The organism is Candidatus Bathyarchaeia archaeon (assembly GCA_035935655.1).
Taxonomy (GTDB): Archaea; Thermoproteota; Bathyarchaeia; order 40CM-2-53-6; family 40CM-2-53-6; genus 40CM-2-53-6.
In genome coordinates this window covers 174,147-183,742 of the sequence record DASYWW010000046.1, presented here as the reverse complement: position 1 = coordinate 183,742, position 9,596 = coordinate 174,147, and the positions used below count along the sequence as shown (strand labels likewise).

Genomic DNA, 9,596 nt, shown 5'->3' with positions numbered 1-9,596 from the left:
CAAAGAATGCTCCTCCGCAAACGTTTTTTCGGACCTTGACCCAGAGGTTGAAACTATCATTGCGCAATAATAGAGCCAAAGCCGCAGGCAAGACACAGGGAAAAGCGAACGGCGGGACAAAGAAATGGCGAAGAAAGCTACTGATCTTTGTGATCGTAATCGCCGTGGCGTCCGTCTTCACATCCACAGCTTACGGGTTGGCGTTTTCGGATAGCCAAAATGCGATAAATGGTCTTAGTGTCTACTGCGAAACCACAGTTCGCGTCTACCACCCACCCTCACCCGACCACCCGTTCTCACACTTCATCGCGACCTTCGGAATCAAGAATCCTTCCTCCACGGATGTCAACGCCCACTGGTTTGTCAGTGCTTCCGATGCATCTCAAAACTACTACAATGCAAACGGCGACGCGTCATTTACCATCCCGCGACGAGCTTCGTCACGTCCCCAAGTCTCGATTTTCATTGGGATAGCCAACATTACAGCCCCCCCACCAGGCTTCGCCATTAAAGCAGACTACAGACTTTCACTCTTCAGCTTCCAAGAAGACCTCGCGATCAATAACGCGATGGCAGCATGCACCTGAGAAAGCGTATATGCCGAAAAATAGCACCAGTTGACGATTCATGACTCGTCCGGATTGGCAAAAGAAAAAGAAGAAAATGGCTGGCAGAGAAGGCCCGAAAAAGGGCAAAAATCGCTAGAAAGACTCACCAGTCGGACATCCAACACTCACAGGCGTCCACACTAGCCGCTAGTACACCGGGGTGTGGATGCCAGACGTCTTGTTTGTTACATTCCGCCCATCATGCCGGGAGGCATACCGCCGCCCATGCCAGGAGGCATTCCTCCTGGACCGCCAGGACCAGGGCCTGAGGAGCTTCCACCTTTCGACGCGAAGACATCGTCAACTCTGAGAATCATTGTTACCGCTTCCACTGCGGACTTGATTACTTGCGTCTTAACTCGCAAAGGCTCGACAACATCCATCTTTAGCATGTCGGCCGCCTTTCCTGTCTGGGTGTTGACTCCGAACCAGATGTTCTGCAGGCTGTTGTGTTTGGATTTGAGATCGACGAGAATGTCTATCGGGTTGATGCCCGCGTTCTGCGCAATCGCAACGGGTATCGATTCAAGCGCTTCCGCGAAAGCTGTGACAGCGAGCTGCTCTCTACCTCCGACCTTGATCGCGTACTCGCGTAGACGCTTAGACAATTCTATTTCTGGAGAACCGCCACCCGCAACTATCTTCCCGTCTTCAACCGCATTTCGGACAACGGACAGGGCATCATGGAGCGAGCGTTCAGCTTCGTCGACCACGTGCTCAGACCCACCCCGTATCATGATGGTTACCGCCTTCGGATTCTTGGCCTCGCGGACATAGACGAGCTTGTCATCTCCAATCTTTACCTCCTCAACTAGCTTAGCATAGCCGAGAGCCTCCTTGGAGAGGTCTCTGGTAGTTCCGACTACACTGCCGCCTGTCGCCTTGGCTAGCTTCTCCATGTCGCTGCTACTGACGTTCTTGACGGTAAGTATTCCTTTCTTGGAGAGGAGAGACAGAACCTCGTCGTCAACGCTTTTTTCTGTGAAAAGCACATTTGCTCCAGTCTTGGCCACTTGATCAGCCATGTCCCGGAGAAGCTTCTCCTCCTCCTGTATGAACTGGTACATTTCTTCCGGCTTGTTGATGTTGATCTTGGCATCTGTCTCAGTCTTCTCGATCTCCAGCTTCGCATTCAACAACGCTATCTTGGCACCAGCCACGCTCTTAGGCATTTGTGAGTGAGAGACTTCCTTGTCAATAATTATCCCGCTGACCAGCTCGCTTTCCTCTAGACTCTTTCCGTGTTTCTTCATCACCTTGACAAGATCAATGTCGGCCTTTACCTTACCATTGTTCTTCTCAGTTACCTGCATGACAGCCTCGACCGCAAGCTCGGCGAAGCGATTCTGAGAGCCGAAGATACCTTTGGTATTAAGAGAGGTCATCGCGACCTGCTTCAGACGTGCCTCATCATCCGGTTTGATAGCGATTGCAATCTTCTCCAGAATCTCCTGGGCTTTGCCCGCAGCATTCCTGTAACCGTCAATAATCGCGTTGGGGTGAACATCCTTGTCAAGAAGAGTCTCTGCACCCGCCAGTAACTCGCCTGCAAGAACAACTGCTGTTGTTGTTCCGTCACCCACCTCGCTGTCCTGGGTCTTGGCGATCTCAACAATCATCTTAGCGGCTGGATTCTGCACATCCATTTCCTTCATAATAGTAGCCCCGTCGTTTGTGATCACGATGTCGCCCATACCCGCGACCAGCATCTTGTCCATCCCTCGGGGCCCAATGGTAGACCGGACAATCTCCGCAACTATCTTAGCAGCCATTATGTTGCTTCTCTGGGCGTCTCTCCCTCTTGATCGGGAGGTGCCCTCTCTCAGAATTAGAACGGGTGTTTCCGACATATCTAATCAGACTCTGTTTACCGGGTTGTTTTGCGTCCTAAGATAAACATATGCAGGCAGATTCTTCAGAATAACAAGAGACCGTGTCCCAGAACCTTGAGCGAATCACTGGAAAAGAGGGGCTTCGAGCGTTCAGCGGAGAGGATTATCGCCAGAGTCCCGGCATACCTTTCGAAGGCTTGGGCGAGGTACTACGATCGCCTAGCCTCGCACTTTGTTGAACAGATCGGTCGGCGACGGTTCCAAGTGATCTTAGAAGCTGGGTGCGGGAAAGGACAGCTGACAATACCCCTGCTCAGAATGCTTCCAGCAAGAGTCAAGATGATCGCCATCGATTCGTCCAGGGGACCCTACGCGGGCTGGTTCAAGGAGCTAGGTCGGGAGCTTCGAACTGCAGGATTTGAGAAACGAGTTCAAGCAATCAAATCGGACGCGAGAAGGATCAAAGACGTCGAAGATTCGAGCGTTGACATTGTAGTTTCGAACGAGTTACTATGTGACCTACCATACGATTCGAAGCTCGAAAAAGCTCTAAGGGAGTTTCATCGGATCCTCCGACCAGGCGGCTTTATGATCCACGGTGAATGGTCATCCTCCCCAGCGGCCGAACCTCAAGCGTTTCTCATCAAACACTGGCCATCATGGACTCCGGACCAGCTCTTTGCAATAATGCGAAAAAACGGCTTTCACGAGTTTAAGACAACGTATTTCGGAACTACGATCCACTTCGGATATGAGACCGCGGTTGCACAGCTTCGAACCTGGGGTGCCACGGAAACATTTCTCAAACGACATGATAAGATGCTAAAGCGAAAAGGGATTGAACTTCCATACGAGCACGTAGTACAATGCGAAAAATAGAAGAGAAATCCTCCTACCCAAAGTTCCCGCTCCATAAGGTTTCTCACGAAGAACGGATTGAACTAGCAAAGAAGATCGCCTCCCAAATCCTTGATACCTACAAGGGTGCAGTCTTGGCTATCTGCATCTACGCGTCCACTGCTAAGAGATTAGACCGTCCTTACTCAGACCTCGAAATATTCTGTGTGGCCACGGATGGTCTAGAGGTCAAAAACAAGCGGTATGTCTACGATGGTCTACTAGTCGAAATAGATTATTTCCAAGCATCAAACTTTCTCAAAGAGGCCGCCCGAGTAGGCTGGGATTGGCCACTCGGGGCAGACCAATACCGAAACCGGATCGTATTATTCGAACGCGACAACTGGCTGAAAAAACTGGAGAAGGCCATCGCGGAAAACGACACCGCAGATTTCACTGAGGAATACCGGTGGGCCATCATGTCCATGACAGAGTCCCTCGCTGCCGTCCGCAACGCGCGACTCCAAGGCGACCAGCGAGACCTCAGAACCCGAGCGTTCTATATGGCGTGGGATACTGCAAGAGTCGTGTTCTACCACAACAGAAAATACGTCCTTACAACAAGCTGGTTTTGGAAACAGCTTTTCGAGTGCCAAGAACAACCCAGAGGGTTTCGAAAACTCATCGACCTAGTAGCAGGATTCGAGAAGTCGACGAATTCAGAACTTGTCGACGCCACTGAAGAACTCTGGCGCCAAACGATGATGATGGTTCAGCCTCGCAGGATCTCCATAGAGTCGGGAAAGATTACGGTTTGAGGGAGAGCGTTGGGGATTTACTGATTTGGACATGTTAAGCGTGTAGAACCCGAAAAAAACGTGGGTATTAGATTTGATAGAGAGAAAGAAGCCTACTTCTACTTCTTGCTCTTCTTCTTTGGCTTACTAGACGTCCGAATTCACCTATTAGCGTGATAATCCGATGTCAAGTTATAAAACTATTGTATTCCGAGCTTGTAGAGCGAAATAGCCCTCATTTCAAGTCAAAATCACCGCAAATTACCATTTTCCGAACTATTTCATAATCCACAGGCAAAAGAATTCGTTTTACGGCAAATACCGTACTCCAAGAGTGAACAGAATATTTGTCGGAGCAATGTTGGAGGACTTGCAGAGATACAATGATCCGAAAAGGATTTCGAACCCAGTTGATTGCTGAGTTAGTCTCTCTTAACAGGTTGAGCTAAGGCGCCCTGCTCGAGGATGGATCCGCACAGAATGCATCGTTTCCCTTTCTCCATGTCAGCCATCAATTGGTCCCGCGGAATGCCCAGTGAGGATTCCAGCTCAACAATATCCTTTGGAAAGTCCTGAGACTCTTCACACTCGTTGCAGATCAACGCGTCACGCATCTGCCACTCTAATAGGGGAAAACGGCCTAGTTATACTCCTCTCTAACCACCCCATGAGTAACTTGTTTGTCTGCGACCTTCAAGAGAAAGAAATACCCAGTGACGCTAAAAAACGCAGAAGGGTCATGGGAGAATAACCATGGGGCCGGTAAATTTTGGAAACCCGAAGTCTGGGAAAGAGCAGTCTTAGAATTACAAAGGTTGGAGTCGGGACCGCGCCCATTGGCTCGACGCCAAAGTGGAGAATCTACTGGGGACCACAAGACGAGAAGGTAGCAATCAGAACCATCCAGACAGCAATTGACCTCGGCGTGAACTGGATAGACACTGCCCCATTCTATGGCTGGGGAAGAGCAGAGCAAATTGTCGGACAAGCGATCAAGGGACGACGCGACCAAATTCACATCTTCACGAAGTGTGGAACGTTGCCCGATGGCAAAGGAGGATGGTCGGACAACCTCAAGCCCGAAAGCATCAGAAGAGAACTTAAGGAAAGCCTCCAGCGTCTGCAAACAGACTATGTAGATCTTTACCAGTTCCATGACCCAGATCCCCGGACACCGATCGAGGAATCATGGACAGAGATGCAGCGATTAGTCGAGGAAGGCAAAGTCCGATACGGAGGATTATCGAATCATTCCACGGATCTGATCGAGAGGGCCCTCAAGGTAGGACCGGTAGTGTCCAGCCAGAACCAGTACAACCCTCTGCAGAGACGGGCGGAGCGAGAGATATTCCCCTTCTGCCTAGGGCATGAGATCGGAGTTCTCGGATGGGGGTCCCTCTCTGAGGGCGTCCTAGCCGACAATTTTGACATTGACAAGCTGGACCGGAAGGACTTTCGAAGACGACAGCTCTACGCCCAGCCAGAGAATCATGCTATGGTTCGAAAGATAAGGGATGCTTTCGGAAAAATCGCCAATGCACATGCTGGGACAATGGTGAACGCTGTCGTCGCATGGGAACTAATGCATCCGGCCCTCACAGGCGCGATAATCGGAGTTAGAAGCCAGAATGAAGCTGGTGAAATGATAGGGGGAGTCAACTGGAAATTAACACCAGACGAAATGCGTGTAATAGAGGATGCAATAGCACCCTGGGAAAGACTCAGGGTCTTCGGACGCTAGGAATGTTCTGTGATCAGGATTTTTGACAGAATCTTCGAGGCTCTTCCTAGGCATTGGACCTCGTCAGAATCAAGTTGGGACAGTAGTTTGATCAATCGTTTCTCTCGCCGGTTTCTTCCTTCATGCAAGGTTTTCGTTCCCTTTTCTGTCGGTGAGATTATGACAGACCGTCTATCATGCTTGTTTGCTTCCCTTCGGACCAGTCCTTCTTTGACGAGCGCTTCGACTATACGGCTCATAGTTGGCGGCTTAACCTGCTCTGCCTCAGCGAGCTCGTTCAATTTGAGCGGCCCGCCAAAGACAGCAACTGACAGAGCGGAGGCTTGCGCGGGTCCGATTCCCATCGCTGAATCTTCAGTTCTCACATGACGTAGCAGATGAATCGCATTGCTATGGAGGCTTCTGCCCACTTCTTCGAGGTTGAGTTCTTTTGTCAAAGCACGACGACTAGTATTATGGCATCGCCAAGCATATATATTAGCATGCCTAATGATTAGCTATGCTAAGTATGCAAACCGACGAGTTTCTTGAAGCCGTCCAGAAAGGCAATGTAACGAAAATCAATCAGCTTCTAAATACAAACCCAACCCTTGCAAAGAGCAAGGCCGAGAATGGAGTTTCGGCCATCCTTCTTGCACTCTACTACGGACATCAAAACGTCGCACGCACAATAGCCTCTAAGAAACATGAACTGGACATTTTTGAAGTGTCGGTCTTGGGAGAGCTTGCAAAAGTCAAAGCTTTGATAGGCCAAGATCCCTCACTAATCAACTCCTACTCTGCTGACGGGTTCACTCCCGTTGCCCTCGCCGCATACCTAGGCCAGAAAGACGTTACAGAGTATCTCATTCTGAAGGGCGCGAATGTGAACGCAACAGCGAGGAATGCAACCGGTTTCACCGCTTTGACCGGCGCCATTTCCAACAACCATGTGGAAATCTCCAAGATACTCGTGAAGAAAGGCGCCGATGTCAACCACCGGTACGAAGACGGGGTTTCACCTCTAATGGAGGCATCCCTAAATGGGAACATCGAACTTGTGAACTTCCTCCTAGAGAACGGAGCTGACCCTAATGCAAGGACGAAGGACGAAAAGACCTCGATGGGCTTTGCCAAAGAGAAGAATCACGCTGAGGTTGTCGAGGTGCTGAAGAGACATGGCGCTGTCTAGAAGAGTCCAGTCGAATGCCATTCCTGAGTACGATTTGGCTACGGTGTAGGCTTTCCGAAGGTCTATAACCTAGTAAAGGTGCTGGAAGAGTATCGCGGATTATAGGAGGTGTACTAGGCCGAATGAGTCGTGGTTCGTATGGTGGTCCCAGAACAATGCACAAAGTCGTCTGTTCTGACTGCGGTAAGGAGACTGAAGTTCCTTTCCAGCCAACAGAAGGTAGACCAGTTTACTGCAGGGACTGTTACCAGAAGCATCGAAGGTACTAGAAGCCCCCTCATGGGAGGCCTAGGTACCCTTCCCTCATTTTTTTATCGGACGAATTTTTTCAGCGACGAGAGTTCCTAGTGGATTTCTTAGTCCCGGCAGAATTAGGTTTCTTGCCCTCAGGGTCTCTATTGTCCCGAACCGGCGGTCGCACATTTTCTGTCGAACCCTTCTTTCTGGTTGCGTAAAGCCGGAAGAGACGGTTTAGCTGGGTTGGCAAATTCATTATAATGACGTATCTTGGTCATTGTAAGGTGTCTGTTACTGGCCCGCGCACAGCTTGACCGTATGTGCTAGTTTGCAGTGTGCAGAGGAATCTTCTCGCGCAGATAACGGAAACCGATGATGATTGCTAGTATCCCTGCCAGAACGAAGGGTACCCCGATCCATTCTTCATCAGAGGCGAAGAAGAGAGTTGAGAACCCTGCAAGAAAGAGCCCGACAAGACCGGCGGCCTCCCAAGGCTTTATCCTCTTGAGATCTTTTCGCAGTCTCTCTCCGAAACGAACGGCTAAGGCTCCGAGAACTATCAGACCAATGGCTCCAACGAAAATCTGATAGGTCAACTCGGAATAGTAGTTTCCAAATGTTAGAAGTAGGCCTACCTCGTCTCCGATGAGACCGAGCCCGAGGCCGTATACGAGTGCGTAGGCTCGGTCCAATCTTTCGGTTCTCCTCCCAACTATCGCGAGCCAACCGGTGAGCGCGACCATTCCAATTCCGTACCAGAAATGGTGAAAGTGTATCCCGCTGCCAACCACTACGCACGTGGGGCAGACTGTTGCGAATAATCGCGATCCGAAAAAGCTGACTAAGAATGCCGCAATGGCTATGAAAGCTAGTGCGTGTTTGAACGGAATTTTAATAGACTCTCTCGACATGATACGCTGTTGAACTAGAGGATTCCTTACTAGTAAGACATTGTGGACACTACCTCTTAGGGCGAACTGCTAGAAACATGCGCCCAGCTTAAATCTCAACACGATTCCAGATTGAGCACGGGATAACGAGACGATGGCTCTGCCGCTGCCGTTAGAAGTTGTGCTTGCGAACAATCTCTGGGTCATCATCTGCGGACTCCTCGTTTTCATAATGACCGTCTCGGTCGGGTTCCTCGAAGTGGGGGAGCTGGGCTCTGAGATGGAAGTTAGCCTTCTGAAGACGATGCTGATCACGGGCTCCGCCATATTCTTCATGGCCTTCATCGGTTTCAACACCGGTTTCGCCCCAACGATCAATGGGATAATTGGAAACCCCAGCTACAACGGATTCTTTCTTGGAGGATTTTCCTCCGACGCGAACCAGCTACTCACTGGAGCATGGTGGTCTACAGCCGGACAAGGTCTGACCACTGGGACCTATTTTCTTTTCGAGACAGCCTTTGCCGCTGTCACCCTAGCCCTCGTGGGCGTCGTTGTTTTGGGTAAGATGAAGTTACAGGCCTTCTTCGCTTACTCGATTGTTTACTTCATTCTGATTTGGAATCTCCCGGCAGCGTGGATCTGGAATCCCCAAGGCTGGCTTGCTCGAATTGGCATGGCCGACTTCGCAGGTGGACTAGTGGTCCATGGGGCTGCGGGAGCGGCGGGGCTTGGAATCGTTCTTCAGATCTGGCGTGAGGAACAGAGGAGGGGACGCATTGAGAGCGTTCAGGTACCGTACAAGTTGAATAGTGGGTGGCTGACCCTTTCGATTCTGCTTCTCTGGATTGGATGGTTCGGCTTCAACCCCGGCAGCGTTCTGGCATTCAACAATTCGGCAATGACTGTTGTCCTCACGACATTCCTCGCTGCGGCGTCTTCCTTCTTGTCGATCATGTACTTCAGGTATCGAATGATCAAGAAGATGCCGGATCTAATTTATGCGACTAACGGCGTTCTCATGGGACTCATCATCATAACCCCCCTTGCCGGATTCGTTAGTCCAGGTAGCGCGGTGATTCTAGGGCTGATCGGCGGACCTCTCTTCCTTGCCGGTGAGAAATGGTTCTCAAGGTTCAAGTGGTTCTCCGACCCCATCGGCCTCTTCCCAGGACACTTGCTCGGCGGGTTATTCGGCGTCCTGATGATCGCTTTCTTTTCCCAGAGAACCTTCGCGATTGCCTCTGGAAACCCTGTCGCGCCCGGAATATTTCCCATTCCTGACGGACTATTGTTCGGCGGGGGAACAGCGGCCCTCCAACAGTTGTGGATCGAGGCTTTGGGCATAGGGGCCGTGATGGCTACAGTCTTCATTCTGTCATACGTGTCCGTCTGGATCATTAGCAAGGCAATGCATGGGATCCTAAATCGAGAAGACCTCTAGCAGGTTCTCGTTTCCGCAACTATTTTTCTCTTAGCTTTT

General features: G+C 50.6%; 11 protein-coding genes. 7 read left to right on the top strand and 4 right to left on the bottom strand.

The window, feature by feature from the left end; translation table 11 throughout:
* Nucleotides 1-35 precede the first annotated feature (35 nt).
* Entirely contained in the window at nucleotides 36-587 is a 552-nt protein-coding gene (locus VGS11_10005) for a hypothetical protein (protein ID HEV2120420.1), read from the top strand.
* A 206-nt stretch (nucleotides 588-793) separates the two neighbouring features.
* Here the strand turns inward: VGS11_10005 and thsB are convergent, their stop codons facing one another.
* Nucleotides 794-2,458 (bottom strand): thermosome subunit beta, encoded by a 1,665-nt coding sequence (thsB, locus tag VGS11_10000; GenBank protein ID HEV2120419.1) that lies wholly within the window; start codon nucleotides 2,456-2,458, stop codon nucleotides 794-796.
* Nucleotides 2,459-2,554: 96 nt separating this feature from the next.
* Here thsB and VGS11_09995 point away from each other — a divergent pair, with 96 nt between their 5' ends.
* The gene (locus VGS11_09995; GenBank protein ID HEV2120418.1) at nucleotides 2,555-3,319 is read left to right on the top strand and encodes a class I SAM-dependent methyltransferase; all 765 of its coding nucleotides are present in this window, start codon (nucleotides 2,555-2,557) and stop codon (nucleotides 3,317-3,319) included.
* Entirely contained in the window at nucleotides 3,307-4,095 is a 789-nt protein-coding gene (locus VGS11_09990; protein ID HEV2120417.1) for a kanamycin nucleotidyltransferase C-terminal domain-containing protein, read from the top strand. Before VGS11_09995 ends, VGS11_09990 begins: the two co-directional genes overlap by 13 nt.
* A gap of 401 nt (nucleotides 4,096-4,496) precedes the next feature.
* Here VGS11_09990 and VGS11_09985 read toward each other — a convergent pair whose 3' ends face one another.
* The gene (locus tag VGS11_09985) at nucleotides 4,497-4,688 is read right to left on the bottom strand and encodes a hypothetical protein (protein ID HEV2120416.1); all 192 of its coding nucleotides are present in this window, start codon (nucleotides 4,686-4,688) and stop codon (nucleotides 4,497-4,499) included.
* A gap of 155 nt (nucleotides 4,689-4,843) precedes the next feature.
* Here VGS11_09985 and VGS11_09980 point away from each other — a divergent pair, with 155 nt between their 5' ends.
* Nucleotides 4,844-5,815: an aldo/keto reductase gene (locus VGS11_09980; GenBank protein HEV2120415.1), complete on the top strand. Its 972-nt coding sequence runs from the start codon at nucleotides 4,844-4,846 to the stop codon at nucleotides 5,813-5,815.
* Here VGS11_09980 and VGS11_09975 read toward each other — a convergent pair.
* Nucleotides 5,812-6,180: a MarR family transcriptional regulator gene (locus tag VGS11_09975; protein HEV2120414.1), complete on the bottom strand. Its 369-nt coding sequence runs from the start codon at nucleotides 6,178-6,180 to the stop codon at nucleotides 5,812-5,814. The genes VGS11_09980 and VGS11_09975 overlap by 4 nt on opposite strands.
* A 134-nt stretch (nucleotides 6,181-6,314) precedes the next feature.
* On the opposite strand from VGS11_09975, the gene VGS11_09970 reads away from it, so the two are divergent.
* A complete protein-coding gene (locus VGS11_09970) occupies nucleotides 6,315-6,986 on the top strand; it encodes an ankyrin repeat domain-containing protein (protein ID HEV2120413.1) in 672 nt (223 codons plus the stop codon).
* 122 nt (nucleotides 6,987-7,108) lie between these two features.
* Complete coding sequence (locus tag VGS11_09965; GenBank protein HEV2120412.1) at nucleotides 7,109-7,255, top strand: CxxC-x17-CxxC domain-containing protein; 147 nt, start codon at nucleotides 7,109-7,111, stop codon at nucleotides 7,253-7,255.
* A gap of 291 nt (nucleotides 7,256-7,546) precedes the next feature.
* On the opposite strand, the gene VGS11_09960 is transcribed toward VGS11_09965, so the two are convergent.
* Entirely contained in the window at nucleotides 7,547-8,134 is a 588-nt protein-coding gene (locus VGS11_09960) for a hypothetical protein (GenBank protein HEV2120411.1), read from the bottom strand.
* Nucleotides 8,135-8,267: 133 nt separating this feature from the next.
* On the opposite strand from VGS11_09960, the gene VGS11_09955 reads away from it, so the two are divergent.
* Nucleotides 8,268-9,557 carry an ammonium transporter gene (locus VGS11_09955; protein HEV2120410.1) on the top strand — a complete coding sequence of 430 codons (1,290 nt, stop codon included), beginning with the start codon at nucleotides 8,268-8,270 and terminating at the stop codon, nucleotides 9,555-9,557.
* Nucleotides 9,558-9,596: the final 39 nt, after the last annotated feature.

Bases quoted from the DNA above. Each gene is read 5' to 3' on its own strand.
- thsB (HEV2120419.1), bottom strand. From the start codon at position 2,458: ATGTCGGAAACACCCGTTCTAATTCTGAGAGAGGGCACCTCCCGATCA.
- VGS11_09990 (HEV2120417.1), top strand. From the start codon at position 3,307: ATGCGAAAAATAGAAGAGAAATCCTCCTACCCAAAGTTCCCGCTCCAT.
- VGS11_09985 (HEV2120416.1), bottom strand. From the start codon at position 4,688: ATGCGTGACGCGTTGATCTGCAACGAGTGTGAAGAGTCTCAGGACTTT.
- VGS11_09970 (HEV2120413.1), top strand. From the start codon at position 6,315: ATGCTAAGTATGCAAACCGACGAGTTTCTTGAAGCCGTCCAGAAAGGC.
- VGS11_09965 (HEV2120412.1), top strand. From the start codon at position 7,109: ATGAGTCGTGGTTCGTATGGTGGTCCCAGAACAATGCACAAAGTCGTC.
- VGS11_09960 (HEV2120411.1), bottom strand. From the start codon at position 8,134: ATGTCGAGAGAGTCTATTAAAATTCCGTTCAAACACGCACTAGCTTTC.
- VGS11_09955 (HEV2120410.1), top strand. From the start codon at position 8,268: ATGGCTCTGCCGCTGCCGTTAGAAGTTGTGCTTGCGAACAATCTCTGG.